The organism is Coxiella endosymbiont of Ornithodoros amblus (assembly GCF_019425495.1).
GTDB lineage: Bacteria > Pseudomonadota > Gammaproteobacteria > Coxiellales > Coxiellaceae > Coxiella.
Genome location: NZ_VFIV01000100.1, coordinates 18,572 through 44,298 on the forward strand (window position 1 = coordinate 18,572; position 25,727 = coordinate 44,298).

A 25,727-nucleotide genomic window follows, 5' to 3' on the forward strand; every position below is an offset into this window, starting at 1 on the left:
ATCCTCTCTTAATCTTACAAGCACAGGGTTAAAGTTAATTCATTAAGCCATTTAAAAGTTTGGTGGTAAGAGTACGACTGGCGTTCTGGAAAACACGTTCAGCTAAAGGTGGTTTACGTTTATATTGTACCTCGAAGAGGTCGTAATTTTGGCTAGCAGCGAGTAAGTAATCATCACTGGTTTTGAGTTCGTCAACGAGTCTGAGATCGAGTGCTTTCGAAGCATACCAATGCTCACCCGTCGCGATTTGTTCAACGTCCACTTTCTGGCGGTGTTTTTTTATAAATGATTTGAAAAGCATATGCGTTTCTTCAACTTCCTCTTTTATTTTTGCGCGGCCTTTTTCAGTATTTTCACCAAAGAGGGTAAGGGTCCGTTTATAATCACCAGCCATGATCTGTTCAAAATCAATATATTTTTTTCGCAAATAACGGTGTAAATTGGGTAGTTGCACCAACACGCCGATCGATCCAACGATAGAAAAAGGCGCAGCAATGATGCGATCGGCCACACAGGCCATTAGATAACCACCACTCGCTGCCACTTTATCAATGGCAATCACTAATTTTATATGAGCATCTTTGATTCGTTGTAACTGAGAGGCGGCTAAACCGTAACCATGTACAGTCCCGCCGCCGCTTTCTAGCCGAAGCAGCACTTCATCGTCCTGAGTGGCGGTCGTTAGGAGGGCCGTGATTTCTTCACGCAATGCACAGACTGCGGAAGCCAGAATATCGCCCTGAAAATCAAGGACAAAAATACGTTTTTTTGCTTCGGTGATGTTAGGTTTCTTTTTCTTTTCTTTTTTTTGAGATTTTAAAAAATGTTTAAGCTCATATTTATCTTTAATTGCTATTGAAAGCGTACGATGATAGCTTTTATATTTGTCATTTAATTTGTGAATATCCAGCTTACCTTTTGCTTTGTTTTTGGTGTGGGCGATTAGGCCAAAGAAAATAAAAAAAAGCACAGCAATGGCTAGGGCCAAGCTGATTAATTTTGCTAGAAATAAACCGTAGTTTGCCAGAAAATCCATAATGAGCCATCTTAACATCGCCCACTACTCTCTGCAAAGCATTCTCGGTATTTTTGTTTGCCAGTATTTCGCTGCTTGAAAAACTACAACTATAAACTGGTTATAATTTGACTTAATTAAAATCATGACTACTCATTTTTTCGGTTTTCTTCCATTCCTCCTTGCTGTTGGCCGATTGTGGAAATTAAACCAAACAGTCTCGGTGATTACAACACGACGTTCTGTACTACACTGTGCTCAGTCGTTCGATTAAAGCAAGTATGCCATTAAAACGTTAGGGGTCGACACAAACAATACAGGCTAATGACAAAAGTATTCTTCACTATGCTGCACAGTGGGGATAGAGGCCGTGAGATATGTAATTTATGTTTTGGGTGTGAATACTAGGGAACATAAAAATGGCGTTAACGTTTTGCATTATGCCGCACTGAGCGGGTCCGTTAAAGCAATAGAATACGTAATCAATACTTTGGGGATTGTATTTGGGAAGCGCAACAAAATAATGGCGGTAATGGATTGCATTTGGCTGCCAAGAGTGGGTTGATGAAAGCTGTTTTTATTCGTAAACTCAGTCACGATCCTAATCTACAACTCAATATATGTGATTTTATAGGGTGTTCTGCTTTTTGGTATGCGGATAACTCGAATAACGCAAGCCTAATTAAAATGGTACTTGCAATCCCTTTTGAAGAATTAATTCTCGAACCAGCATAGAAGAAATAAAGCCTTCAAAGGACCGTCTGGTTATGTAAAAATCATTGCGTACGTCGTGCGCCGGGTCTCCGCCTTCGCGGCGACGATGAAATTTTTTTGAAATTAGTCTCATAGAAAAAACATAAAATGGAAATATTTATATCAAGGTTTCGTTTTTTTAAAGGTCATGCCCACGCAGGCGGGAATCTAGCGCTCTGTACGGTATTCAAGATGGTTAACTCTTGATAATGGTCCCGTAAAAGAGCTTGCCAAGGTTCACTTAAGAAATGCAGGGGCGGTGGTGGATGTCTTGTTCAGGAATAATCGCGTAGATGTCATCAATATAATTTTTATTTAAAGTCGGTAAGAGTGTCGGCAGTTTTGTGACGAGAGCGAGTAAAGTATCGCAATGGTTGGTGTATTTGAAAATTAATTCCTTGAGCTTCATTAGTGGCTAAAAATAATGACTAATTATGAGAGTAATGCAGAAGAAAAATTTATCGCGGGAAAAATCGACAGCATAACCGATAAAAGTAGAAAACATCAACATCGCCAAAAGAGAAAGCGACATAACTAGGTTAAAGGAAGTTTGTAAAGACATTCCAAAAAATTGAAATTGATTACTAAATACTTCTAGCGATAATTTCCGCATCATATTACTATATTAGCTGATGCCAAGCTAATAAGCGCAGCTGTTATTCCGCGAATAGAGGGAATAATTTCCCATGCGCTTGAGTACGAAGGTAATTAGTAGTTAATTTAATAATTGGGGGAATTGCTCCGGAATTCAATTTATCACTGCTCCTAATGGTAGTAAACATTAATTCTATATCGGTGAGTCCTTTTAAAAGCCTTTCAGTTTTTTCGAGTTGTCGATCGATGAGATAGATTTTTTTCGGAATTGGACAAGGTAGGGAATTGGCGGCAGTTATTTATCTGGTGTGAAAAAGCAGTGATTCGAGGTAATGAAGTATTGATTCAGCAGTGAAATAATAAAATCCGGGTTAGAATTACGAGTATGTTGGAAGCAATAGCTACGCCTTGCATTCATATTTCTGGTATTGGTTTAATTTCTTCGTATAAGAGCGACGTGATAGGAATGGTAACAGTTAGTGATAAAAAATCCATGCCGACTGTTTTACTTCATTCTTTCCATGAATCAGGCAGTCATCACAGAAATCATAGGTACTGGTATGGACCATAGAGAAATTTTCACCATTGCCAATATAGATAGGATTGCACGTTTCCGAAGAATGATGTCCATGGTCATTTTAGCTTTTAATTTTGATAGTAAATTAACTTATGCCAGCGAACATTGCGCCCGCTTTTAAATCAATTTTGCACACGGCCAACGTAGGATAATTATGAAAACTAAAGAGATAGCATTTATATTAAAATTTTTTAAGCCACCTTCTTTACCTTCTTGGATCATTACTTTTGTGCTTTTCCTAATTTCTTCGGCAGGTTGAAAAATTAGCTTAAATTTTCCGTTTAAATTTTCCTTGTGAATGGCTAATTCTACACCAATGGTTAAGAGAATGGCGGTGTTCCCGTCATGGCCGCAGGCATGCATGACATTTTTGTACTTCATTTATGATAAAAAGTATTTGTTTTAGGGAGTGGAAGAGCATCCATGTTAGTATGAAATCCAAGGGTCTTTCCTGGCCCTTTAGTGCCTAAAGTCGCAACGACACCATTTTCCAAAAGCGTTCGATAGTTTCATAGCCATGGGCGCGCAAAGTTTTTATCACTAAAGCGGTTGTTTTTTCTTTGAAAGGCACTTTTGGTGAGCGTGAATCTCGCTGGAAATCGGTGTTATTTTTGGGACTAACTGCTCGATGGTCTTTTTTATTGCGCAGGTGCCTAGCAGACACTAATGATTCTGAAATTTTTAATTCTATCAGATCCAATTTTCAGAAGACACCAATGCTTTGAGAGATAAGATATTTCTTTGAGGGCTAAATTTGATTTTTTAATTTTCCTACTCCCAGTAGCAGTCGTTCGATACTCTTTTTTTAAGCATCCCCTTGCTGACAGGGCTATAGGGATGCGCCTGAGCGCTCGAACCTAATTTAAGAAAAATCGGCGATGTGATTTGTAAAATTTCCGGAATATAATAGCGAATAAAACTGCTTTTAGTTTCATAAGTATCATATAGGTGCGCTCAACGTTACGGCGGAAGGTAATAATCGACGCATGTTTTACAGAACGGAAAGTCCTACATCATGCAGCGCGACTATTTGATCAGTGCCTAAATCGCAAATACACTCGTCGTGGTGACGGAATTGCTAATGGTGCTGCAGTCTAGCGACGAGTATAAGATCATTCGGCAGGGCTTGCTTTGTTCACATCTCGTTTAATAATATTTTAAGGAGCCCGAGATGTAAATAACAATGCCGCGGTAATCAAAATCCGTTAGTTTAAGCACGTCTTTGACTGTATAAGCGATCGCATCGTTGTTGTTGAGGCGCCGTCTTTGTTCGATGGAAAACTAACTTCGCTAAAAAGTGGCCTTCCTGTCGTACTCGGGGCGAGGGCTGGGCAAAAATATCATGTCAAAATCCGCTTCAGCACAAAAACTGAGCATTTCTTTAATTTCGGAATCGATTAATAAAAAAGAGCCGTGAGTTTCGCCAAGAACAGCCTTTTCAATACCCGCCGTTTTTACAAAGGGACGTGACGACCGGTATTTCTAAAGCATACTGACCGTCGCCTTCGACCTCTTTAAGGTTAGGAGTTAAAGGTATGTCATCTGAACAAGAATGACTATGAATTTACAGGTATTTTCGAGCTCTGGCTGGGCTTCCAATAATATGATTGTCCATTTGAATCGCTTCCTACGTAGTTCCTTTTAAAAGTGGCCGGTGGGCCGATCTTTTGAAGGTAGTACAAAATGAACAACAATACTACTGGGGTTTTCCCAGAGAAATCCCTTTCATTTCAGGTACTAAAAAAGTTGCAAAAATGCCGAGAAAAGAAGCGATTGCTACGACCGCCATTGTATAGACCAGCCCCATATTTTTTAATAATAAAGGTAAAAAGAAAGCACCGATAAACGCGCCTACTTTACCCACAGAGGCGGATAATCCGTGTGCTCGTGCACGCAGGTGAATGGGATAAATTTCGGAAGGAATCAGAAAAGTTGTTGCATTAGGCCCGAAATTGATAAAAAAGAAACTGATTCCAAAAATTCCCACAAAGAGAGGCAACTGATCACTAATATGCGGAATTCCAGCAATGAGTAGATAAAATAAACCCATCATGCCAAAACCTGCTATTTGAAGCGTCTTTCGTCCAATCTTATCGACATAGGTCGAAGCGAAAAAATAGCCGGGGACGGCAAAACACAGAAAAGTAAGAGCAGAAAGAAGGGTGTGTTTTAATAATGAGGCGTGAGGGCTAATCGCTTTCATGATAAGCACGGAGGAGACACCGTTGCCATAAAGAGCGACGTCTAGCAAAAACCAGGCACCAGCAGTTCCGATCAAGCATTTAAGCCATTTCGGGGAGAAGAGTTTTTCGACAGGAGTGGTGACCGCTGTGTCAGAGTGGCCCGCCAGGTCACTGACCACACGGCTTACTTCGAGTGTTGATTTATTTAATAAAAATCGTGGCGTTTCCGCTATTCTTCTTCGTAAATAAAAAACAGAGGCTGCTGGCAGCGCTCCAACAGCGAGCAATAGTCGCCATACAAGCGCATCGGACAGATGAAACGCCATCAATAAAGAAGCAAACAGCGGACCTATAATCAACCCTACCGCCTGCATCGCAAACACGAGCAACACTAAAAAGCCACGATTTTTTCGATTAGCATATTCACTCGCTACGACAGCACTAGTTGGATAATCGCCCCCGATTCCAATGCCTACGATAATTCGAGAAACCAAAAGCCAAGCAAAAGAAGGCGAAACAGCCGAAAGCAAAGCGCCGATAAACAGGATAAACACTTCAATGCCATACATTTTCTTTCGACCAAATTTATCGGCAAACCATCCAAACATTACCGCCCCTACAGCTGCCGAGGCAAGCGAAGCACCGTTTAAGAGCGCAATTTGAGAGGCGCTAAGATGCCATAACGGCATCAATAATGCCGTGACAACGCCGATAACAAATAGATCATAAGCATCCGTAAAAAATCCCGTCCCAGCGGTAATTACTATACGCCAATGTACGCGATTGAGTTTCTGTTCGTCTAAAGATTCTAGCGTAGGGTTTTGAACCTGATGGGTCATAAGCATCCTCTGACAGTTTCTTTTGGCATTACGATATCAAGTTATTGTGACAATTTGATGACAATTGCTATTCTGTTTTTGAAATAGACTAAACTAAACTTAGCCTGGGGAGAAACTAATAAGTACGGTGAACATCCATATGGCTAAAATAAACTTTTCTAAATTAGTCGATGCCGTTTCGCATGCGGAAGAAGTGATTATTACCAGAGCGGAAAAACTTATTGCGAAGTTGCTTCCTATTGAAGCGGTAAAGCCACAACGCAAAGTAGGGACTCTGAAAGGTAAAATAAAATTGTGGTTGTTTTGATGCTCAACTGCCTGATGACATTATTAATCAATTTGAAGGTAAGTAATTCGTTTATTGCTCGACACGCATATTCGTTTGTTAACCCTTAATCGCGTCTTACAGCAGTATTCCGAGTTGGTTTAATCGTTTGGAAAGTTAGTGGAAATCGGCAGGTAAAAATGCTCCCTTTACCTGGTTTGCTTTCAATATGTAATTCACCATCGTGACGCATTAAGACGTGTTTGACAATCGCAAGTCCAAGTCCCGTCCCGCCGCTTTCGCGTGAACGGGCTTTGTCTACACGATAAAAACGCTCGGTAATTCTGGGGATATGGATCTTGGCGATGCCAATGCCAGTATCTACGACACTAAATACGGCGCGATCGTCATCTCGATACCATTTCACATTAATCCAGCCTTTGGATGGCGTGTATTTCACGGAATTAATGATGATATTAGAAAACAAACTTTTTAATTCCTCTTCTGAACCGCTAATGTATAAGTTAGGTTCGGCTTTTAATTGAATGAGATGTTGCTTTTCACCGCTTATTCGTTCGGCATCCGCGCAAAGCATTTTTAAAATTTCAGAGACATTAACATTTCTTTTTTCTTTGGTAGGATGATCGTCGCTTTCTAGCCTAGAAAGCAACAAAAGATCGTCAATGATTGTTTCCATTCGCGTGCTATGTTGATACATTTGCTGGAAAATTTTTTGATAGGATTTCGTGTCTCTTACTTCTTTTTTAAGCAATGTCTCTAAATAGCCGCGAATTACTGTCAATGGTGTGCGAAGTTCATGAGAAACGTTGGCAACGAAATCGCTACGAATACGTTCGAGTTGGTTAATATGTTCTCTGGCTGCTTTGGGTAATTTTTTTAAATTTAATTTATGTGTTCTTTGTATCATCGGTTGAAAGCTGGTAACCAGAGCCTCTAACAGTTTTAATTAAATGATGGTGATCGTATTTTTTTAATTTATTCCGCAATCGACGAACTTGAACGTCAACCGTACGATCATCGATATAAATATTCCCGCCCCAGATATAAGTAATCAACTGATCTCGGCTATAGGTTTTATTCGGATGTTTCATAAAAAAATGAAGCATTTTATATTCCGTGGGTGAAAGAGAAATCCATTTCTCTCTAACAGTGACGAGATGTTTTGCTGTATTGATTTTAATATCACCTATTTTAATTTCATGGTTGGCGGAAAGTAATGGCCCACGACGAAGTATGGCTCTTATCCTAGCAATTAGTTCATGGGGGGAAAAAGGTTTTGTAATATAATCGTCAGCGCCGCTCATTAAACCTCTGACTTTATTTTCTTCTTCCGCTTTGGCAGTTAACAAAACAATAGGAATATCTTGCCAAACTTCTTTTTGTTTTATCCATTCGATAAATTCAATGCCGTTTTTTCCGGGAAGCATCCAATCCAATAGGATGAGATCGGGGATTTGAGTGGTCAATTGTTTAATCGCTTTTGCAGTATCTTCTGCGTCGAGAAGTTCAAACTCATCCGGCAACGAAAAACGGATCATATCTCGGATAGCGATTTCATCTTCAATAATTAACAATTTTATTTTTATCACTGTATAAACCCATCAATCCTATGAATTTCACTATTATAATGCATATTCTTTTTTCGTCATTCCAGCAGACAGCAGGAATGCAAACTCTAAGGGCGGCGACTTTCCCATTAGTGCTTATCCAGATTGAATTTAGAAATACCCGTTTTAATCGAATCCCTTTCGTATCAAAGTTAAAAATGTATAATACCTTTATGAAAGAGTGACAGTTTTTATAATTTTTTTGATGGTCCTGGCAGTAATTGCCATGGTATTTGGGTTGTGGAAGTCATTGGAGAGAAGGTTTCATTCTAATCCGAATTCAAAATCGCTCTCCGTTGAGAATACATAGATCTAGCGAAGCACCCTCGGTTTCTGTCCTCGTCAGTGCCTTAGAGCTTCGCTGGACACTGTATTTTTTTCCCAATCGAAATCTTTTAGTAGTCACCGAAAAATCTGGATTTTATTAATCGATTTACAGTCAGAAAAACCGGTGATAAAGGTGGTCGCTAAAATTGATGAAGTTTTTTCCGTTGCTGAAAGTGGTTTATCTGGGATAGCAGTTTACCCGCATTTCCAACAAAATCATTTGGGTTAACTTTAATTACACTTAAAGTCTAATTGGCGTTATGTTAATAAAGCAGTTCGTTATGAAGTAATGAATAATCAGATTATTAATCAAAAAGTTATTCTCGATAATATATCCGCTGCCTGCACGCATGATGGAGGCAGGATCAAATTCGGGCCCGATGGTTACCTTGCTACCTGTACATCACTGCGGGGAACACCAAAGTAGCCAAGGCTGCACAAAATCTGAAATCTCTTGCAGGAATAATTTTACGAATTAAAGACGATAGAAGCATAACTGCTGACAATCCTTTTCCAAGTTCTTCTGTTTATTCTTACGGTCATCGAAATTTTCAAGGTGTTGCTTGGGATAAAGTTGGAAATCTCTGGTCAATGGAACATGGGTCTGACGCGCATGATGAAATTAATCTAATAAAACCAGGCAAAAACTATCGTTAGCCAATCATTTGAGGCAGTGAAAAACGCGGGGCGACATTGAGTCGCCTATTCTTCAAAGTGGCGATCTCATGTGGGCCCCAGCCGGCGCGGCTAATTGGGGAGAAACTTTATTTTGTCGGGCTTAGGGGGGAAGCACTTTACGTATTCAATATAGAAACATGACCTCCACAAATACTTTGAGGGAGAATTTGGGAGGTTGAAAACCGTCGTGCTGGGCGGCGGCGCCGATGGTTTACCTGATGGTCACCCCTAGCAATCGGGACGGAAGAGGACTTCCTCGCCACGATGAAATACTCGTTATTAATCTGAAAAAACTTTAAATTTATTCTGAGCGGCTTGCGGGTGGGTCGCGCAGGGAATTTAAAAAAGAGAATAGGCAAACACTCCTCTTGGGTCACCGTTGCGCGAACTTGTTCGCACAGATGAAGTACCACGAAACAAAAATCCCCGAGTAACATTTAGATTTTGTTTGTGCAGGCAAAAATTCAGAAAAGCCTCAAATGATTGGTAGCTGATTTTTAGTCGTAATGGCGGTATCGACGACTAGTAAGCGCTCCTGCCCCCCCAAGGCTGCACCAGAGTAACACCACCATAGCACCGTTTACCCCCTCAGCAGCCCTAGTGTTGCGCGCCAACGGTGCGCTGGTCTCAGCCTGCTAAGACCGAATACTAATAAGGATAAAGATATAAGGATAAAGATAGGGTGGTAAGAAGAGTCGGATTTTTAAATAGTCATAAATAATCCTTTTATTTAAGTTAGTTCCTTTCTTAAATACGTAGACTAGCGGCCTTTGGAGTGCAACTAGTGCCAATTTAGGTCTATTTACAATCCCCTATAGGCTCATCAGAATTCATTGATTGTCGAGCACTGCAGTAGCGTGCATAGAAGTACGTGATCAGTGCAGTACAGAAAATCAATGAATTCTGGAGCATAGTAGAATTGCAAATAAACCTTAGTTTAATCGGAAAATGAAACCGTAACCAATTAAACAAAATAGGTTAATGCTTAACAGCCAATTGCCAATGGGAATAGAGAATGAACTTTGATTCAGGTAGCTAGGTATAGAATAAACTCAAGGTCAACCAAATCAAAATGAAAAAGCAGGCATTGACTAAGGTCGCTAGTTCAGGAAAAATATTATGGCTTCGCCTATGAGGAATAGGAATAACAATACCACTGAAAAAATAATGAAAAAAAAGGGGGGGATGGTTAGTTAAGGTAAGGGAAAGCATGATTAAGACAGGTAACGATCTAGACGAAATGGCAACCTGAATTTATTTTTTTGTTGATATAAAATTATAGGTGACTTTCAATATTCCCTGAAAATAAAGTAATCCCCATAAGAAGAGCGATATGACCTTAAGTGATGGCTGACCGCTATAAAAGGTTTGGACTAAAAAAAGGCGCTGTTGTGTTAAAGATCGCTACGTAGCCCTGTTTAAAGTGTTTCTATGAAAATGCCGAGAAGTAAAAAGTAGAAATTTTGTGAAATAATCCCGTAATTTTTGCATAAATGTTGAAATGAAAGTGTTTCTCGGTAAAAGAGGAGTACCAAACCAGAAAAAATAATGATGCAAATCAATAGGAAATAAAAGTTAGATTGCTATCCGAAATAATGCTGAAGATAGCTGCTGATAAACGAAGCTATAATAGAATCGATCGCAAAGTTAATGGTGTTATAATTTAACTGATTTTTCAGGCCATGGCCGGACAAAAAATCAACGTTAATCATTATGTAAGATTTTATACAAGATTTCCATACGTTTGACATAGAGACTTTCTAAACTTAGTTCGATTCGAGAAAAAAGACAAATATTGTTAAGAAATCGTGATGCGTAAGGAAAGCACCGACCTGCTAACTTATCTGCATCTTTGGAATTAAATTCTAACTGTTTCAGCTCTTCTTGGGGAATAGTACCTGGCATCCGTAACAGCTTCACCAGCAGCATGAGTCATTCTGGATCCTCAGTAGAGATAACATTGGCCGGAACTCCATGAGTTTCTAAGACCTAAATCCGAATCAGCGATGCAAGTCAGTGATTGGCATCACAAAATAAATGGTCTCATAACAACAATTCTTGAACTGTTATCGCTTTATAAATTGTGGTGGGGTCTGATCTTAGAAAATTAATGATATCATTCGAGACGCTATCTAAGTCGTAAAGTAGGTAAAATAATCGTCGCATCCTAGGGCTAATCATGGATTTATCGCGAAAATCACTAGAACCGCGGCCTTTAGTTAAAAGAAAATTTAATTTTTTCAATGTTCTTATATCAATTTCTGAAAGAGGTTCTTTATTTTTAACCCAATCCTGTATTAAGGCGTAAGTTTTTTTAAAATCAATAGAGGTCTCCTCACTTTCTTTTTTAAATAGCAAGCCTGCATGCAGAGAGATTTTATTAATAGTATTTGAGACGCTAGAGAGTTTCTTTATGAACTTATTTTCTTCTTTACTTAAAGACTCTAATTGATCAGAAGTAGTTATTTTTATCAAATAAAAAAGGCCTTGCATTAATTCCTCTATTTTATTCCAGCGAGCGACCATGCTTTGGCAGACCTCAACTCGCTTTTGGAATACGGTAATAATGTAATAAATACTCTTCGATTATCGGTTTCTTTCCGATTTTATTAAATGACTTTCCACTATTCTGCTAAGATGAGGATGTTCTTTCTTGAAATTTTCAATGAAATCTACTTTGGATTCAGTAATTATGTGTCGTCACATTTTTTTATTCAATGCATTACAAAGTTCAATAAGTCCGATTTGTAAAGAGAGTTGCAGTAGAATTGGCAGCATTAATCGTTCTTCTTCAGACTCTCTACGCAGAGCAGAAGAGGGTTCTAAAACTCGGGTTTCGTTATCTGAGGATATGTTATTAAGATTAATAAATTTTGAAAAAGATAGATGAGTATAGGAACGAACCTAATAATAAGAATTACTGATTCAGTTTTATAACGAAATTTTATTAAGATAATTGTGACCTCAATAATGTTTTCTCAATTAATGTTATTAACCGAATACATTTCTATCGTAAAAGGGACTCATCAAAGTGTGTAAGTGGTAACGCTGCCTGTTTCGGGGGCTATCTGTTTGCTCAGCAAAAATAAAGGAAAATGGTATTAAAATACGCCTTTGTACGTGACTGTGCATCGTGCCTACACTTCTCTAGGCGTTTACAAAAATTAAAAAATCTATTATCCCTGAGAAAATGATCGTATTTCTTTAATCAACTTAGTGGTAAGTAAATTTTTTCAGAAAAATATTTTTTAACCAGCGCATAGAGTATCGCATAAGTTTCTTTATCTGGGACGCCTGAATAATCGCTTTTTTGAAAGTGCATTTGAAAAGTGAAAACAAGTTGTTTGTTTTTTTATCCAATTCTACCGTTTCCTTAATTGAATAGCCGTAAGCTTTTAAATGTCTTTGTAAACACCGAATATCAGTCGTTTCATGAAAGTCTGTGCTGTGCTCAATTCTTTTTTGAATTCATCGTCATACAAGGCGCCAATACCCTGCTCGTATAGTCTTTTCCATGGGAATAGAGGACCCAGATCTGCTTTTCTTCCTGGCGAAATATCAGAATGGCCGACAACGCAGGTTGGGTGAAGTTGATAATGCTCAATAATTTATTTCATCAATTCAATGTTAATTCTATTTGATAATCAAGAAATAGGAACCAATCTATTTTTTCACCTTCCTCCTGATAAGTTGTTGAGATGTATGCGATCTTTCCAGAAACTGATTCCCGAATTCCATGCACAGTTTTTTCCAGGATAAGTTGAAAAATCTTTTTTTCTATCGATTAGTGATTTAGGAATAAGATAATGAACATTTGCTTCAAAAAATTCTTTCGTCAAGATTTAAAAGGATTCTTCAAAATTATCAGTTTTATAATGTAAAACTAAAAAACGAATGTGTTTATCGAAATTTTTTGATTGGTAGTTCAGATTAATTTTATAAGTCATCATTTTTTACTGTAGTTCATTTACCTTTTAATAATAATTTCTTCATTTCTAAAAGTTTCATTTTATCGACTTAAAATTTCGATAATGGATTAGTTTTATGTAATTGAAATTTTAAACTTACTCTATGATAGATTATCACCATTACGGAAATGACGAAAGTATTTATTACAGCGCATGGTTGAGCTGAGCCAAATTTATATGATGAGATTTCAATAATTTTTAAAAAACTTATGAATAAAGGGTAATAAATTATTGAAGTTATTCCATGTGATCCTGATTGCTCAAACGAATTTGAAAAATAAGATTTTCTGATTAAGTTAATTTTTAAGATATATTTTCTGAAATCCACCATATTGGTAGTACATTTTTTCTTGGTCTTGAAGTGAAAGATATACGATTAGTGGATAAATTTAATGACCAAATAGAAAAATTATGCTATGAATCTTTTGGAGAATATTGCATTCTAGGACATCGCTTTATGTACATACATTCAAGACAGGCGACCGAAAAATTATAAGGCATCTTTATTTTTGTGATTACCTTAAATTTCACCTCTCTAAAGTTAAAAAGTACGCCGATTTAAAAATTGAACTGCTTAGTAATTCGCTCATGATCGACGAGGGTATGTTCAAAATAAACAGGATTATGTGCAAGCGCTTTAGAAAAAAATCTCCTGGATTTCGTGATCTAAAGTAGTTCCGTAACGCGTAGGTTCGGCTGATCTTGCGAAGCGAAACAAGATAGAAGCAACAAGCAATATCTCAGGCTCTTACTCCAGTATTTATTACCGTTGCCAATTATTTTCCCAAGGATGATTGTTTTATAGAATAAAATTTCACCGTTGGACTGAATAAATTTTCCGCACTTTCTCGATATAATCGTTCTTTAGCGAATAGTCCAGCTAAGAAAAGCTGTTGATCAATGCAATGGAATCGGGCTACCTCATCTTTATTTTTTATTAGGGCCATCATTGGTTTCTCCTCGTCAAATTTATTTAAGGAAATTCAAAGAGGCTCGGCTTAGTGAGATGCCTAAATGCGAAATGCCAGTTGCTTTTTCTCAAAACGAAAGTGGAAATATTTAAGAATTTCGCTGATAAGAAAGGCTATCCTAAATAGTTAAATGAGGAATAGAAAAAATATTAAAAGCGGATTTAGAAGAAGCCTGAGATGTGGCAAAGGAAAATATCGGAGCTACAATTGCTCAATGTAGTTTAAACGATCAGACTACTGAAGCGCTTGCCCACGAGCACTTGCGCGGATTTATCACTCTAGAAATAGAAAAAATGGCTTAAGCTTCTTTTTCTTCCTTAAGAAAATATTCTTACTTGATTTAATGGGAAACGATATAGACTGGAATCCACGTCTCTGGATTGTAAAGAAAGACAAGCGTTTTTGAACAAACGACACAGCGAATCTGATAATCCAAAAAATAAAGAGAAATTTTGCTAAGATTTTCAATTTAAAATAGAAATTGCCTTTCAGGATAGAAGCGAACTTGCTAGAGATAGCGAATGGTTAAAAGCCAGCCGATTTATTGAAGTGAGTTTATCTGACAAGTTATTTTGGGAGGATGAGGAGGGAGATCGGAAGTCCTTATTTGATTATCCCGCAGCGCAGTGTATGGTGGCTATTGATGAAACAGATAAGAAAATTCTCTTCGTGGCGATGGAGTTTTATTATAGAATGGTGGCGGCATGGCCTCACCGGCTTTTCGAACCCCTTATAACTGCCCTTTGTTAGAGTTGATCTGAAATACCTCGATAACGCCTACGCCGTTTAGCGAAGAAATGCGTGCCAAACTGGTGGAATACAGCAGCAAAACGAAAGAGGCCATTTCGCACTGATCTACCCGTTTCTTTTTAAATACAAAAATTAAGCAAAAACGACTTCCGGATGTGCAACAACTCACACAGTTTTTGTGTGCGTCTCACCTGGATTGCTATTAGATCAATCACTTGCAGAAAAGGTTAATTCCGGAAAGAAAAGCAGCTCGACGCAAAGAGTCCGGTCAATCGTTGGCTACGAGAACCTATGGCACTGAAGTGGAATTATGTTCTCGTGGGGCGGCGCTTACAGAGCAGGAAGTGGTTCCCATTCGTTTCTTTGACGGAACTGCTTCGTTCTGCGCCGTTCAACGGAATGATGGGGAACTAGACGATGAAGTTGATGAAAACGAAGCGGAAGAAAAAAACACTGACTCGTTAATGACATCAATTAACAGAAAAGTTTACTATAAAAAATTTAATTCCAGAAAGGATTATTATTCCGTTTTAGCGCTGACTTCGGATGCGAGCAACGAAGTGATGAGAAAATCCTATCACAAGTTAGTTCTTATTTGGCATCCTGACGAATTGAGAAAAGATAAAACATCTCACATCCCCCGGGGGGATTCCTCGAAAACAAAAGAAGCTGTCCAAAACTGGTTCAAGCAATCAATGAAGCCAGCGAAGGCGTCAGCGACCCCAGTAACTCGTGCTGAATACGATTATCATCGGGCTGTGTATAAAGAAATTATAAAAGCTTATAAGATCTTGGTTGGTTATAATGTTTCACCAATGCAGGAAGCAAGCCGTCGCAAATTAGAAGGTCTTTACTTGCAGCTCACTACCGAGTAAGAATTTTTTCAGTGTTTGGAAGAAGACGAAAAAAGATATCCTAAATTTGTTTTCCGATACGCGAATTCGCAGTCCCTTTCCGTAAAAAAGATAATATATTCAATATCGTTATTGTGTAACGCTGTTTTTAAGAATGATGAAGTCACCGATTATGTTTGCGAGGGATTAGGCTTAACTGAATCTCGGATTCGTCGGCTAAAAGAAAGAGATGCGGAAAGCGGATCGAACAAAGACTCCGTTGAAGAAAAAATTGCGTAAGATCTATATTGTTGTAATGACTAATGATTATTAGACTCGGTATAAAAATCCAGATTCTTCTTTGCCAGAAAAATTTGAAGCCTTTGGATTAGAATTCCATTCCTTAGACAATGAGGCTACTCATACAGTAGTCGATCGCGAGCGTTTTTTTATTTTTATTTTAAATGATGAAAAAACTGTTGATAATTACTATATCCACTTATCCTATCGAAATGGAAATAAACTAGCGGTGTGTAAATTAACTGAAATTGTCAATAAATAGATGGGTAATCTAATACGGAATTATCAAACTCAAAAAAAGAAGTTATCTTTTGCCAAACTGCCTCAACAATCGGGACATTTAGAAGATGGTTTTCCCTTTGTTTATCGAACGCATTAACGTTGCTTGGAGATCAGCTCTTCGAGTTAATGGCTGTTAAAGTTTTAGAATTAACGAATAAAAAAGATACAGTGATTCGAATAAAACTAATACAATTGAATAAAGTGCTTAAAAAAATTCAAGAAAAGATTGCTGAGGAGATGACTTTGTAGGTTGAATCGACGCAACTAGGAGACTTAGGAGTAAGACACAGCGAGGATATAACACTGAATTTCGAGAAATTCATGCTCCTAAGGTAGTAAATATCTTTTGAGAAGTCTTTAAGATTATAAAGTAATATAAGCAAAAAAGGAAATTGTTAAAAACGTTAATATGATCGGATCGATCTTAAAATTTCTTAAATATGCTGTGCAATCCACTCTTACTATAGAAATAGCGACTGTCGTGTCACAGTATTTTCGTGGTGTCTTGTTCTTCAGGTCGAGTATCCATGTTTTTCTAATAATCTATTGGAAAGAGCTTCTGGAAGAACAGAAAAAATCACCCCTAAAGAACATTCTATAGCGTCATAAAACTTGTATCTTCAGCAATGTCGCCTTCACTGCACACATTGATTTCATAGATTTGTTTAAATTCATACACCCACTTTGCAACTCCTATTTTTCCTATTTAAGAGTCTCTACAAATGATCAAGATACTGAAAACCATAAGCTATATTTACATTTTTAGATTTTAATATTCATCGTCCGAGTCTTTTAATTCATCTAGTTATAGTTAGTAGTTTATGATAAAGCACGTAAGTTATACTAAACTTGCGAAGCCAAACAAAAAAGAAAGAAAAATAATACAATATCGCAGAGTCTAATCAAATTTTCATTGTTAGATTGCTAAAGGTATTTTTCTTGCAAGCTGGACTGCTAAACTTGATAAGGATGACAATTTTTTATAAAATAAATTTTATACTGTTTAGCTTCACAAGTTCAGTATAACTTACGTGATTTTTTTACATTTAAATTATTTTAGTAGAAAATGGTGAGTGTCTCTGTCAGTATAATTTTCTTAAAAAATCTCACATGATTACTAAGTTCCTACAGAATGTTCTAAAATCTATTCTTTATTTTTGGATTTATCAATAATATCCTTTTTAACACTTTGATCTGGTTGATATTTTAGCCATTCTCGAATTATAAAACTTTGAATTTGAGGGTCGAGTGCATAAACGCCGCCTTTCTTTAATATCTCCAGGTTTTTTGAAAAATTGAATAGCTTATAATACGCTCCCTAGTACAAGTTCTCGAGTAAATTGAATATCATTTGCAGTAACAGATTCACCAGAATTATCGAAATTAATCGGAAATTATCAACGAAGAATACGGATAGTGTCGCTCATATCCGTCTTATATTCAACATCAGACAAAGGTTTTTCAGCTACTTTAGCATTATTTTCTTTTTAGATAAGTTGTAATAGAGACAGAAATTCTTTATCTTCAGAAGAACAATTAATTAAAGTTTTATTTTTATGAGAAAGTCTAAAGGAATCAATTGAAGTAGCGACATCACGACCTGTGCAAAAAAAATATAATCATAAAATTCTACAAGTTCCGATAATTCATTTGTAGTGACTAAATTTTTATCTTATTTACAATTCTTAAGTGATTAGGATCATTTTCATACACGATGACTTTATGATTCATCGATAACAATTTATCGCTAATAGCCTTTCCAATGGATCCATACCCTATGACACCGAACATTAAATTATTTTCCTTGATCGATATTAAAGGCAGTAATTTTTTATTGTAGCTTCTGTAATAAGAGGCGATTCTATAATTTTTTTGTGTCTTAATTATCGACTCCAAACAAAGGAAAAGGAGGAAACACCTGTGCATTTAGATTTATTAACCTCGCTGTCGTTTTTTCTACTCCTATCACTTTATATTTTCGTAATATTTTTTCAGGAATAAATGAAAAATAATATCCGCTATGATCAAAAATTAAAATCTCCTCAACGTCTTCTTTTATATGAGTCATTACATTAAACTATAACCAATTAATATCTCGGATAAAATTTTTAGAAAATTTTCATAAACTGATCTGTATCGAGCATGTCTGATAAAAAACACCAAACTGTTTTATTTGTTCAACGACCAATTGACATTCGGAATAATGCTTACCAAGAACAAAAATATTCTGAGGGTTAGCTACCAGACTGATTAGTGTCTCAATTAAATTCACAGACGTTTGTAATGGGTGATGAATATAAACAATGGATTTTATTTTTAAAGGTAAAAAAAATTGTTTCAGCTAAGTCCTTATTAATCATCGTGTCCAAAATGGGAAGACGAGGTAAAGACCTTGTTGAAAAATGATGTGGGGTAAATAAAAAGCAGAGTGGTTTCTGTCGATGTGGACGATACAACTTGTGAGCGATCAAAGACTGGTGGAAGGGGGGGAGGGTGAGCAGAAAAGGGTCGACTCTGTTTTTGAGAAGCAATAGCCAAGCTCGCCAATATACGGGTGACTTTAAAACCTGTTTGACTTCTTATTGCAACGTAAAATAATAGCCAGTGGGAATTCCAACGAATACTAGTGAAAGAACTTAAATGCATATTTCCAGCCTCTTAAAGTACGAGGTTTTTTAACAGTTACTACTCCATGTGACACTGTTATGTTTTGAAACGGATAAACGAAATCCTCTATAGGATCTTAAACAGCGACAGTCTATAGATGTAAGGTTAAAATATACCTATTTAGATATTTTTCAATCAAATAAATGATTGTACTTTACAATATATCTGTTTAATCATTTATTTTTATTAACTCTGGAAAACGAATACTCGCTATGAAGTGGCTAAATTAAAAAAACTGTGGAACAGTTGAAAGCAGAAAATTTTAAATTAAAGTACATTGTTGATAACGTTCATGGCGATATTTATTGGAAAGAAAGAAAGGGAGTGTTGTTATGACTAATCGCCACGGAAAATGAAAGTTTGCGGAAAATGGGATTCTTATAGAAACCAAACGATGTTATAGATAAAACGGATTACGAACTCTTTAAAAAATAAACCGCTGATGAATTTAGAAAAAATGACTTATAGGTCATAAAAAATGAAAAATGATAGCGAGAGAGGAAGTGAATATCTTTCTTTCAGGAGAGCGGATCTCTCAGTTTTCAAATAAAAGAACGTTGTTAGATGAAAAAGGTAACGTCGTAGGTATTGTTGGAAATACGATTAATATCACCCGTCTTAAAAGTATAGAAGCTGAATTGAGAAAAGCAAAAGAAATAGCTGAACAGGCTGACCTTTTTAAAACTGAATTTATGCGAAATATGGAACACGATATTCGAACACCCTTAAATGGTGTTTGGGATAGCTAATTATTTATTGGAACATGAAACGAATAAAGTTAAAAGGAATATTTAGGGGATATTACGCAGTTCGCTAAAGAGATTTTTGATTATTGTAATAGTATTTTGGATTTTTATAAATTTTAATCTTGGCTACTATCTGTTTTTAAAAATAAATTTGATCTAAAAAAATTTCTTGACAGTTCCATAAAAATTGAGCAACCGGATTAAATCTACAAACAGTTAAAATTAAAATTAGATTATTATTCCAGTGTGCCTCTAATTTTAATTGGTGATCGCTATCGACTTCATAGAATTATTATTAACTTGTTAATCACCGCAATTAACTTTACTGTACAAAAGTATGCTAAGTTAAAATCAAATTTAGTCCGAAAAACGGATAAATTTGTTATCGTTCGATTTATTGTTGAAGACACAGGTATTGGTACCCCTAAAGAAAAAAAGAATATATTTTTGAGAAATTTTCTCGGTTGTCACTTTAAAATAAAGGATTTTATAAAGGCATTGGCCTTGGATTGCGGATTGTTAAACAATTTATTCATGAAATGGAGTGGGAGATCGACTTAATTAGCGAGTATGAGAAAGGAACGCAATTTATTTGCACGATACATTTTAAGCTTCCTTTAAGTGACGATTTTGTTGAATCTTAAGGAGAATTTTTAAATATTGGTATTAAGAATTGATAGTATAAGACCTTGAAATAGCTAAAAAAATAGCGAAAGTAACTTTGATATATTTTAGGAGATCACGTAGATATTGCTGAAACCGGACAAAAAGCGCTTGAAATGTTTCAAAAAATAAATATGAACTCATTTTTATTAATGTAGGGTTGCCAGATATGAATGGCATAGAAGTGACAGAAGAAATAAGAAAGATAGAAAATAACAAATTGCGTGTACCTATTGTAGCTATTACCACTAATTATGATGGATCTTACAAACCTGTTTGTTTAGAGGCTGGTATGAATTTATTTTATGTTAAAACAATTAACGGTTAAGAAAGTAAAAGGAGTGATTAAGAAATATGTTGCATCTCCGTATGATTATATCGTTACCAGAAAATGACGCAAAATATTCTCAACGATGGAATTTAATTAAAGGTTATTTTTCTCGTTCAATAGAAAAATTTGAAAGAATTTCTACGATTCAGAAATCAAAAGGAGAATGAGAAATTTGGCAAAGATGATTTTTGGAACACATTTATTTGTAATGAAGATGATTTTGGAAAGGATGTCAATTACATTCATTACAATCAAGTAAAATATGGGTATGTGAAAAAATCCTATTGACCGGCAATATTCAAGTATTCATTGTTATTTTGCTAAAGGTATTTTTCCTGCCAACTTGGCTGCTGATCTTGATAAGAATGCTAGTTTTTGAGAATAAAATCTCGCACCGTTGAGCTTTGCAAGCTCAGCTAGCCTACGCGCTATTGATTATTAAATCGGGGTGAGAGGATTCGAACCTCTGGCCCCTGCCTCCCGAAGGCAGTGCTCTACCAGGCTGAGCTACACCCCGTTTAGAAAAAGTAGGTTTCCAACGATGTGCGAAGTTTACTGGATAGGTCCCCCACATCGCAATTGATTAATAATGACGGCTTACTACAAACTGCGTTAGCGCGTTCAACGCATCTCGATAGGGTGAGGGCGGAAGTTGCTGTAAGTAAGTATGCGCTTTTTCTGCTTGCCTCAGAGCACATTGTTGAGTGTATTCTCTGGCCCGAGTTTCATCCATAAGCTTCATTATCCACTGCAAACCATTCAGGCCCCCATTTTTAATAGCTTCGCGGATGTGTTCGGCTTGAGCGGGTTGCGCTTGTTGTTTAGCGTAAATCAAGGGAAGTGTGGCTCTCCCTTCCGCCAAGTCATCTCCCACATTTTTATCAAGTGCCGAAGCATCTTTGCTGTAATCTAAAAGATCATCAATAATTTGGTAAGCCATGCCTAAATGCAAACCGAATGCGGCCATGGATTTTTGCCAGGTTTTATTTTTTGCTGCGACAATAGCACCGATTTCAGCGGCAGCGGAAAATAACTGAGCCGTTTTACGGCGAATCACTTCGTAGTAAGTCGCCTCATCGATATCGGGATCATTTTGATTCATCAACTGCCACACTTCTCCTTCTGAGATTTGGTTCGTGGTTGTCGCGAGTATTTTCATTACAGGAACGTTACTACGCCGTGCCAAAATCTGAAAGGCACGGGAATACAAAAAATCTCCAAGCAACACGCTCGCAGAATTCCCCCAGAGCGCATTAGCGGTCTTTTGACCGCGGCGTTGCGTTGATTTATCAACCACGTCGTCGTGAAGTAAGGTCGCTGTATGGATAAATTCGATAACCGTCGCGAGTTCCTGATTTTCAACGTCTTGCCTGTAACCGCAAGCGCGTGCTGTCAACAACACAACCAGCGGTCGTAGCCGTTTCCCACCACTTTGAATAATATGCTGGGTGATGGTCTCAATCAAAGGCACATCCGAAGAAAGTTCTTTGACAACCAGTGCATCCACTGCTTCAATGTCCTTTCGCACGGGCTGTCGAAGGGATTCGATCTCAAATGTGTCTTTTTTAAGCGTCGCTTTCATGGTTCCACATGCTAGGGGTGGTTCTTTGGAACTGTCAAGTAACTCTGACTTTTTAAATTATTGGAGTGACTGTAAGTGCAGGAGATCTCATGAATAAAAAGAAAACTAATATTCCCAAGGAGCGATGCGCCTGGGTAAGCAATGATCCTCTTTACATTCATTATCATGATCTGGAATGGGGAGTTCCCATCTATGACGATCGATTGTTGTTTGAATTTTTAATTTTAGAAGGGATGCAGACTGGTTTAAGCTGGTTGACTATTCTAAGAAAGCGAAACAACTATCGAGACTCTTTCAATAATTTCGACGCATCAATTATTTCAAAATATAACCCGCGTAAAATAGATCGCTTATTAGAAAATGCTGGCATTATTCGCAATAAATTAAAAATTCAAGCTACTATAGACAATGCAAAAACGTTTTTGGAAGTTAAAAAAAAGGGGGGGGACTTCTCCGATTACATATGGCATTTTGTCGGTGGGCATCCTATCCAGAATCAGTGGAAAAATTCCAAGCAAATACCTACTCAATCACCTATCTCGGATGTTTTGTCCAAGGATCTGAAAAAGCGAGGATTTAAGTTTGTTGGGAGCACGATTTGTTATGCTTTCATGCAGGCGGTGGGGATGGTTAATGACCATACGACGAATTGTTTTCGCCACGAAGAAATAAAAACTTGCCAATCTTTCTGTCCTCAGTGTAAGCAATGAGCAGAAATTACTCACCAATAATTCAGCCATGGCTGATTTCAATCTTTCTAGAATCTTTCTATATCAAAGCGTAAACTCACAATCAGAACGAACGCACCAGAAAAAGACCCTTCATGTAATGGGAGATCTACTCATGTAAAGGGATTTTTCCTTTGGGTCTTTTTAACTTAGTATAAAGATTTAAAGATTATAAGAAATTGTTTTTAAAGATAAATCCGCAGATGCTATTGATATCGAGACCGCAGCATTTTACCAAACGTGTAAAGATTTTAATGTCGCTTGTTTGTGCGTAAGGAGCTTTAATAATCCGGTGACTAATGCGTAAAGAGAAGATTTATACGCTGAGTAAAGAGCAGTAGTTAATGTGCTGTTAAGAATTTGAAGATGGCGAACGGCCCTGCAGCACGTCTAATTTATTATCTTTTGCCAAGAAGCGATTTTTTCGCTTGACACCGGATAAAATTGACGAAGTTTGGTATCATCATGCAGGGAGCTTGATCATCCCATTTTTATTTATTTAGATCCCATTTCGAGGAAGTATAATCGGGCTATTGTAGGCGATCCATTAGTTGATGGGGGGGAGTCGAAGCTTTAGCTTGCAGTAAAGGCAGGCGTTTGGTTTTCGGCTACTGTAAAAGGGTCTATGAGTTGTGGGGTTTGTATGGTTGCGCTGTTTTGCCAGGATTTGATTTTCGGGATTTTGAAATAGCTGATGAGACTGATTTATTAAAAGAATTTCCTGGCTATGAAAGTATTATCCACCAATTCAGTTGTTATGCCTCAATTCCCGCCCCCTCGCCTATCTGCCAACTCATAGACGCCTGGTCCTCATGCTTGTCATCTCCCAAAAGATTCCGTAAAATGTACCTCTTTCTGATTAGCAGAGGATTTGATGATGTATGCAATCATTAAAACCGGAGGTAAGCAGCACCGCGTTACCGAAGGGCAAATGTTAAAAGTAGAGAAGTTGGCGCAAGGTGTCGGTCAACCCGTGAAATTTAATAATGTATTGATGGTTGCAGCAGGTGATGAGCTTTACATCGGAACGCCTTCCGTGAAAAACGCAGCGGTGACGGCGGAAGTGGTAGATCAGGGGCGGCAAGCCAAAATTGAAATCATCAAGTTCAAACGCCGTAAACATCACATGAAACGGAAACGACATCGACAAGCCTTTACCGCAGTTAAAATTATGAGAATAGCATTAGGAAAGGCGAAAAAAGAGGTGAAAACAGATGGCGCATAAAAAAGCCGGTGGTAGTACGCGAAATGGACGTGATTCCAATCCTAAAATGCTGGGTGTTAAGCGCTTTGGGGGAGAGCGTGTGCTTGCGGGGAATATTATTGTTCGACAACGAGGTACGCATTATCGTCCTGATGAAAATATGGGTGTAGGTCGTGATCATACCTTGTATGCATTGGTCGAAGGCAAAGTAAAATTTACACGCAAGGGTCCGAAGAAGCGTAACTTTGTCTCCATTGAGCCGCTTGAAGAAAGGCAGTCTTAGAATTATCCTTTGTTGCGACTACTCTGCCGTCTCAGATAATTTCCTCTCTTCCACCATTTCCGGTAAGTGGAAAGGGTGGAAGAGAAGTGTTCTTCTTTTATGTAAAACTTGTGCGGGTCTTGATCAGGCTCCATTTATTAAGAATGAGGTTGAGTAGACTAAAGCATGAAATTCGTTGACGAGGTATTTGTGCGTGTAGAAGCAGGCGATGGGGGGCATGGTTGCCTTAGCTTTCGTCGTGAGAAATTTATACCTCGCGGTGGGCCAGATGGTGGCGACGGTGGCGACGGTGGCAATGTTTATTTTGTAGCAAATAAATCCGTCAGTACTTTAGTCGAATTTTACTATCAACGTTTATTACGGGCGCAAAACGGGCAGCCTGGTATGGGACGGCTCCGAAGTGGGAAAAAGGGTGAAGATTTAATAGTTCCGGTGCCCCTCGGCACAACCGTTTACGACAAACAAACGAGCGAGCTTATTGGTGATCTGATTAAGGCTGGTGATAAACTCTGCGTCGCTCGCGGGGGTCGGCATGGTCTAGGAAACACGCACTTTAAAAGCAGCACCAATCGCGCTCCTCAGAAGACCACCTTTGGAGAAGAGGGTGAAGCCCGCGAACTTAAACTTGAACTTAAGCTATTAGCTGATGTCGGTTTACTTGGGTTGCCCAATTCCGGAAAGTCCACCTTCATGCATGCTGTCTCCAAGGCAATCCCCAAAATTGCGGATTACCCTTTTACAACATTGTATCCGCACTTAGGCGTTGTTCGCGTGGAAGAATACCGAAGCTTTGTTATTGCGGATATCCCGGGGTTAATTGAAGGTGCTAGCGAGGGCGCAGGCCTCGGCGTTCAGTTTCTCAAACATTTAGAACGAGCCCAATTATTATTACATATTGTCGATATCACTCCCTTAGATGGTTCTGATCCCGTTCAATCTATTCAGGGGATCATCAGCGAACTCGAACAATTTGGTCAAAACCTCTCGCAAAAACCACGCTGGTTGGTTTTTAATAAGATTGATTTACTGCCTCCTGAGGTCACGCAAGTGCAGTGTCAGGAAATTATAAATCGACTCAATTGGAAAGGCCCTGTTTATAAAATTTCTGCGATTAAGCGTGAAGGTACAGAGTTATTGTGTTATGACTTAATGTCATTTTTGAAAACCTCTATACATAACAAAAGCAGTTAAGTTGATGAAATGGTCAGAAAAGCTGCTGAGTATTCAGTAGAATTCCTGATGTTATTGAAGGATAAGGGGTTCTTGATGAAAGACATCAGTGGGTTAGTAACCAGTTTAAAATGGATATTTAGGGTGGAACAAAGCGCGAAAGAGCTGCTTTGTGGGCATGCTGTTAAGTTTATTTGCGGTAAAAACGATTAATTTAACTGAGATTGCCTTAGCCTTTGGAGGGGAGGCGAAAGTCAGCTCGCGTTATCGACGACTGCAACGATTTTGTGGCTTATTTCAGATTGATTTTCTGCAAATCGCCGCTGGATTTTTAGCGCTGCGCTTGGATCGGAGCAGGAGTGTTATCTCCTGATAGAGCGAACGAATTGG

The 25,727-nt window shown here is 37.8% G+C and carries 26 protein-coding genes, 1 tRNA gene and 5 pseudogenes; 17 read left to right on the forward strand and 15 right to left on the reverse strand.

The window, feature by feature from the left end; all coding sequences use genetic code 11:
* Nucleotides 1-34: 34 nt before the first annotated feature.
* The 4 genes from sohB to FIV31_RS07975 form a co-directional block, all read right to left on the reverse strand.
* Nucleotides 35-1,054 carry a protease SohB gene (sohB, locus tag FIV31_RS07960; protein WP_280124389.1) on the reverse strand — a complete coding sequence of 340 codons (1,020 nt, stop codon included), beginning with the start codon at nucleotides 1,052-1,054 and terminating at the stop codon, nucleotides 35-37.
* Nucleotides 1,055-1,453: 399 nt separating this feature from the next.
* Nucleotides 1,454-1,612 (reverse strand): hypothetical protein, encoded by a 159-nt coding sequence (locus tag FIV31_RS07965; protein WP_280124390.1) that lies wholly within the window; start codon nucleotides 1,610-1,612, stop codon nucleotides 1,454-1,456.
* 397 nt (nucleotides 1,613-2,009) lie between these two features.
* Nucleotides 2,010-2,177 (reverse strand): hypothetical protein, encoded by a 168-nt coding sequence (locus tag FIV31_RS07970; protein WP_280124391.1) that lies wholly within the window; start codon nucleotides 2,175-2,177, stop codon nucleotides 2,010-2,012.
* Between the two features lie 6 nt (nucleotides 2,178-2,183).
* On the reverse strand, nucleotides 2,184-2,384 hold the full coding sequence (locus FIV31_RS07975; protein ID WP_280124392.1) for a hypothetical protein: 201 nt from the start codon (nucleotides 2,382-2,384) through the stop codon (nucleotides 2,184-2,186).
* 499 nt (nucleotides 2,385-2,883) lie between these two features.
* Here FIV31_RS07975 and FIV31_RS07980 point away from each other — a divergent pair, with 499 nt between their 5' ends.
* Nucleotides 2,884-3,060, forward strand: coding sequence for a hypothetical protein (locus FIV31_RS07980; protein WP_280124413.1), 177 nt, complete (start codon nucleotides 2,884-2,886; stop codon nucleotides 3,058-3,060).
* On the opposite strand, the pseudogene FIV31_RS07985 reads toward FIV31_RS07980, so the two are convergent.
* Together FIV31_RS07985 and FIV31_RS07990 are read right to left on the reverse strand one after the other, a co-directional pair.
* A pseudogene (locus FIV31_RS07985) lies at nucleotides 3,004-3,581 on the reverse strand (M20/M25/M40 family metallo-hydrolase); the annotation flags it as partial. The gene FIV31_RS07980 and the pseudogene FIV31_RS07985 sit on opposite strands and share 57 nt — an antisense overlap.
* 1,054 nt (nucleotides 3,582-4,635) lie before the next feature.
* Nucleotides 4,636-5,967: an MFS transporter gene (locus tag FIV31_RS07990; RefSeq protein WP_280124393.1), complete on the reverse strand. Its 1,332-nt coding sequence runs from the start codon at nucleotides 5,965-5,967 to the stop codon at nucleotides 4,636-4,638.
* 121 nt (nucleotides 5,968-6,088) lie between these two features.
* Between FIV31_RS07990 and FIV31_RS07995 the strand changes: the two genes are divergently transcribed.
* On the forward strand, nucleotides 6,089-6,268 hold the full coding sequence (locus FIV31_RS07995) for a type II toxin-antitoxin system Phd/YefM family antitoxin (RefSeq protein WP_280124394.1): 180 nt from the start codon (nucleotides 6,089-6,091) through the stop codon (nucleotides 6,266-6,268).
* A gap of 85 nt (nucleotides 6,269-6,353) precedes the next feature.
* On the opposite strand, the gene FIV31_RS08000 is transcribed toward FIV31_RS07995, so the two are convergent.
* Together FIV31_RS08000 and FIV31_RS08005 are read right to left on the reverse strand one after the other, a co-directional pair.
* A complete protein-coding gene (locus FIV31_RS08000; RefSeq protein WP_280124395.1) occupies nucleotides 6,354-7,154 on the reverse strand; it encodes an ATP-binding protein in 801 nt (266 codons plus the stop codon).
* Nucleotides 7,135-7,880: pseudogene (locus tag FIV31_RS08005) on the reverse strand (response regulator). The gene FIV31_RS08000 and the pseudogene FIV31_RS08005 overlap by 20 nt, the downstream one beginning before the upstream one ends.
* Before the next feature lie 745 nt (nucleotides 7,881-8,625).
* Between FIV31_RS08005 and FIV31_RS08010 the strand changes: the two are divergent.
* Nucleotides 8,626-8,838 (forward strand): PQQ-dependent sugar dehydrogenase, encoded by a 213-nt coding sequence (locus tag FIV31_RS08010; protein ID WP_280124412.1) that lies wholly within the window; start codon nucleotides 8,626-8,628, stop codon nucleotides 8,836-8,838.
* A gap of 1,725 nt (nucleotides 8,839-10,563) precedes the next feature.
* On the opposite strand, the gene FIV31_RS08020 is transcribed toward FIV31_RS08010, so the two are convergent.
* Together FIV31_RS08020 and FIV31_RS08025 are read right to left on the reverse strand one after the other, a co-directional pair.
* Nucleotides 10,564-10,779, reverse strand: coding sequence for a hypothetical protein (locus FIV31_RS08020; protein WP_280124396.1), 216 nt, complete (start codon nucleotides 10,777-10,779; stop codon nucleotides 10,564-10,566).
* A gap of 123 nt (nucleotides 10,780-10,902) precedes the next feature.
* Nucleotides 10,903-11,385: a hypothetical protein gene (locus FIV31_RS08025; protein ID WP_280124397.1), complete on the reverse strand. Its 483-nt coding sequence runs from the start codon at nucleotides 11,383-11,385 to the stop codon at nucleotides 10,903-10,905.
* A 444-nt stretch (nucleotides 11,386-11,829) separates the two neighbouring features.
* Between FIV31_RS08025 and FIV31_RS08030 the strand changes: the two are divergent.
* Nucleotides 11,830-11,961, forward strand: a pseudogene (locus tag FIV31_RS08030) (hypothetical protein); the annotation flags it as partial.
* Nucleotides 11,962-13,262: 1,301 nt separating this feature from the next.
* A complete protein-coding gene (locus FIV31_RS08035; protein ID WP_280124398.1) occupies nucleotides 13,263-13,502 on the forward strand; it encodes a GrpB family protein in 240 nt (79 codons plus the stop codon).
* A 101-nt stretch (nucleotides 13,503-13,603) separates the two neighbouring features.
* Here the strand turns inward: FIV31_RS08035 and FIV31_RS08040 are convergent, their stop codons facing one another.
* The gene (locus FIV31_RS08040) at nucleotides 13,604-13,777 is read right to left on the reverse strand and encodes a hypothetical protein (RefSeq protein WP_280124399.1); all 174 of its coding nucleotides are present in this window, start codon (nucleotides 13,775-13,777) and stop codon (nucleotides 13,604-13,606) included.
* A gap of 570 nt (nucleotides 13,778-14,347) precedes the next feature.
* Between FIV31_RS08040 and FIV31_RS08045 the strand changes: the two genes are divergently transcribed.
* The 4 genes from FIV31_RS08045 to FIV31_RS08060 all read left to right on the forward strand — a co-directional run bounded on the left by FIV31_RS08045 (nucleotide 14,348) and on the right by FIV31_RS08060 (nucleotide 16,212).
* Nucleotides 14,348-14,548, forward strand: a complete 201-nt coding sequence (locus FIV31_RS08045; RefSeq protein ID WP_280124400.1) for a hypothetical protein — start codon at nucleotides 14,348-14,350, stop codon at nucleotides 14,546-14,548.
* Nucleotides 14,549-14,763: 215 nt separating this feature from the next.
* The gene (locus tag FIV31_RS08050; RefSeq protein WP_280124401.1) at nucleotides 14,764-15,423 is read left to right on the forward strand and encodes a DnaJ domain-containing protein; all 660 of its coding nucleotides are present in this window, start codon (nucleotides 14,764-14,766) and stop codon (nucleotides 15,421-15,423) included.
* A gap of 319 nt (nucleotides 15,424-15,742) precedes the next feature.
* On the forward strand, nucleotides 15,743-15,943 hold the full coding sequence (locus tag FIV31_RS08055; protein ID WP_280124402.1) for a hypothetical protein: 201 nt from the start codon (nucleotides 15,743-15,745) through the stop codon (nucleotides 15,941-15,943).
* Nucleotides 15,944-16,089: 146 nt separating this feature from the next.
* Nucleotides 16,090-16,212, forward strand: a complete 123-nt coding sequence (locus tag FIV31_RS08060; protein WP_280124403.1) for a hypothetical protein — start codon at nucleotides 16,090-16,092, stop codon at nucleotides 16,210-16,212.
* 1,410 nt (nucleotides 16,213-17,622) lie between these two features.
* On the opposite strand, the gene FIV31_RS08065 is transcribed toward FIV31_RS08060, so the two are convergent.
* Together FIV31_RS08065 and FIV31_RS08070 are read right to left on the reverse strand one after the other, a co-directional pair.
* Nucleotides 17,623-17,754, reverse strand: coding sequence for an NAD-binding protein (locus FIV31_RS08065; RefSeq protein ID WP_280124404.1), 132 nt, complete (start codon nucleotides 17,752-17,754; stop codon nucleotides 17,623-17,625).
* Between the two features lie 88 nt (nucleotides 17,755-17,842).
* Nucleotides 17,843-18,031, reverse strand: coding sequence for a hypothetical protein (locus FIV31_RS08070; protein WP_280124405.1), 189 nt, complete (start codon nucleotides 18,029-18,031; stop codon nucleotides 17,843-17,845).
* Between the two features lie 185 nt (nucleotides 18,032-18,216).
* Here FIV31_RS08070 and FIV31_RS08075 point away from each other — a divergent pair, with 185 nt between their 5' ends.
* The 4 genes and pseudogenes from FIV31_RS08075 to FIV31_RS08085 all read left to right on the forward strand — a co-directional run.
* On the forward strand, nucleotides 18,217-18,369 hold the full coding sequence (locus FIV31_RS08075) for a hypothetical protein (RefSeq protein ID WP_280124406.1): 153 nt from the start codon (nucleotides 18,217-18,219) through the stop codon (nucleotides 18,367-18,369).
* A 764-nt stretch (nucleotides 18,370-19,133) separates the two neighbouring features.
* Nucleotides 19,134-19,379: a hypothetical protein gene (locus FIV31_RS08080; RefSeq protein ID WP_280124407.1), complete on the forward strand. Its 246-nt coding sequence runs from the start codon at nucleotides 19,134-19,136 to the stop codon at nucleotides 19,377-19,379.
* Between the two features lie 494 nt (nucleotides 19,380-19,873).
* Nucleotides 19,874-20,020: an ATP-binding protein gene (locus tag FIV31_RS08755; RefSeq protein WP_425278288.1), complete on the forward strand. Its 147-nt coding sequence runs from the start codon at nucleotides 19,874-19,876 to the stop codon at nucleotides 20,018-20,020.
* Between the two features lie 149 nt (nucleotides 20,021-20,169).
* Nucleotides 20,170-20,367 (forward strand): annotated as a pseudogene (locus FIV31_RS08085) (response regulator); the annotation flags it as partial.
* 446 nt (nucleotides 20,368-20,813) lie between these two features.
* On the opposite strand, the gene FIV31_RS08095 reads toward FIV31_RS08085, so the two are convergent.
* Together FIV31_RS08095 and FIV31_RS08100 are read right to left on the reverse strand one after the other, a co-directional pair.
* Nucleotides 20,814-20,887: transfer RNA gene (locus FIV31_RS08095), tRNA-Pro, on the reverse strand.
* Nucleotides 20,888-20,953: 66 nt separating this feature from the next.
* Nucleotides 20,954-21,952: a polyprenyl synthetase family protein gene (locus tag FIV31_RS08100; protein ID WP_280124408.1), complete on the reverse strand. Its 999-nt coding sequence runs from the start codon at nucleotides 21,950-21,952 to the stop codon at nucleotides 20,954-20,956.
* 65 nt (nucleotides 21,953-22,017) lie between these two features.
* Between FIV31_RS08100 and FIV31_RS08105 the strand changes: the two are divergent.
* The 4 genes and pseudogenes from FIV31_RS08105 to cgtA all read left to right on the forward strand — a co-directional run bounded on the left by FIV31_RS08105 (nucleotide 22,018) and on the right by cgtA (nucleotide 25,358).
* A pseudogene (locus FIV31_RS08105) lies at nucleotides 22,018-22,655 on the forward strand (DNA-3-methyladenine glycosylase I).
* A gap of 896 nt (nucleotides 22,656-23,551) precedes the next feature.
* Complete coding sequence (gene rplU, locus FIV31_RS08110) at nucleotides 23,552-23,905, forward strand: 50S ribosomal protein L21 (RefSeq protein WP_280124409.1); 354 nt, start codon at nucleotides 23,552-23,554, stop codon at nucleotides 23,903-23,905.
* Entirely contained in the window at nucleotides 23,895-24,167 is a 273-nt protein-coding gene (rpmA, locus tag FIV31_RS08115; RefSeq protein ID WP_280124410.1) for a 50S ribosomal protein L27, read from the forward strand. Before rplU ends, rpmA begins: the two co-directional genes overlap by 11 nt.
* 165 nt (nucleotides 24,168-24,332) lie before the next feature.
* Nucleotides 24,333-25,358, forward strand: a complete 1,026-nt coding sequence (cgtA, locus tag FIV31_RS08120; protein WP_280124411.1) for an Obg family GTPase CgtA — start codon at nucleotides 24,333-24,335, stop codon at nucleotides 25,356-25,358.
* Nucleotides 25,359-25,727: the final 369 nt, after the last annotated feature.

Coding starts and splice junctions, on each gene's coding strand:
- FIV31_RS08065 (WP_280124404.1), bottom strand. CDS start 17,754: ATGTTCGGTGTCATAGGGTATGGATCCATTGGAAAGGCTATTAGCGAT.
- rpmA (WP_280124410.1), top strand. CDS start 23,895: ATGGCGCATAAAAAAGCCGGTGGTAGTACGCGAAATGGACGTGATTCC.
- FIV31_RS07980 (WP_280124413.1), top strand. CDS start 2,884: ATGAATCAGGCAGTCATCACAGAAATCATAGGTACTGGTATGGACCAT.
- sohB (WP_280124389.1), bottom strand. CDS start 1,054: ATGTTAAGATGGCTCATTATGGATTTTCTGGCAAACTACGGTTTATTT.
- FIV31_RS08060 (WP_280124403.1), top strand. CDS start 16,090: ATGGCTGTTAAAGTTTTAGAATTAACGAATAAAAAAGATACAGTGATT.
- FIV31_RS08070 (WP_280124405.1), bottom strand. CDS start 18,031: ATGACTCATATAAAAGAAGACGTTGAGGAGATTTTAATTTTTGATCAT.
- FIV31_RS08000 (WP_280124395.1), bottom strand. CDS start 7,154: ATGATACAAAGAACACATAAATTAAATTTAAAAAAATTACCCAAAGCA.
- FIV31_RS08040 (WP_280124399.1), bottom strand. CDS start 13,777: ATGATGGCCCTAATAAAAAATAAAGATGAGGTAGCCCGATTCCATTGC.
- FIV31_RS07990 (WP_280124393.1), bottom strand. CDS start 5,967: ATGCTTATGACCCATCAGGTTCAAAACCCTACGCTAGAATCTTTAGAC.
- FIV31_RS07975 (WP_280124392.1), bottom strand. CDS start 2,384: ATGATGCGGAAATTATCGCTAGAAGTATTTAGTAATCAATTTCAATTT.
- FIV31_RS08100 (WP_280124408.1), bottom strand. CDS start 21,952: ATGAAAGCGACGCTTAAAAAAGACACATTTGAGATCGAATCCCTTCGA.
- cgtA (WP_280124411.1), top strand. CDS start 24,333: ATGAAATTCGTTGACGAGGTATTTGTGCGTGTAGAAGCAGGCGATGGG.
- FIV31_RS08025 (WP_280124397.1), bottom strand. CDS start 11,385: ATGGTCGCTCGCTGGAATAAAATAGAGGAATTAATGCAAGGCCTTTTT.
- FIV31_RS07970 (WP_280124391.1), bottom strand. CDS start 2,177: ATGAAGCTCAAGGAATTAATTTTCAAATACACCAACCATTGCGATACT.